The 268-nt window shown below is 33.2% G+C and carries 1 protein-coding gene; it reads right to left on the bottom strand.

What is annotated here, in order from left to right:
* Positions 1–268, bottom strand: a 268-nt coding sequence (locus tag SB679_RS24500) for a hypothetical protein (RefSeq protein ID WP_410704873.1), incomplete at both ends; no start/stop codon positions are given.

The raw sequence follows: 268 nt of genomic DNA, 5'->3' as shown, positions 1-268 counted from the left end.
AGCATGTTTTGCAAATAAAGTTTTAGCTCGCTTGCATTAAAATTATTTCGTGAAATGACAAACGCATAAATATTTTTCATGCCTTGTTCATTCTTAAAATCCATCACAACCGTCTTTATTACATCCTTGTGTGTAATTAGACAGTTTTCAATTTCACCTAATTCTACTCTATACCCCCTGATCTTTACTTGACTGTCTTTTCTGCCCAAAAAGTCTATATAACCTTCCTCATTTAAGATGCCATGGTCTCCGGTTTTATAAATGTAAC

It is taken from the genome of Chryseobacterium sp. SIMBA_029, from assembly GCF_046535275.1.
Lineage (GTDB): Bacteria > Bacteroidota > Bacteroidia > Flavobacteriales > Weeksellaceae > Chryseobacterium.
This window is presented reverse-complemented; position numbering and strand designations above follow the sequence as displayed.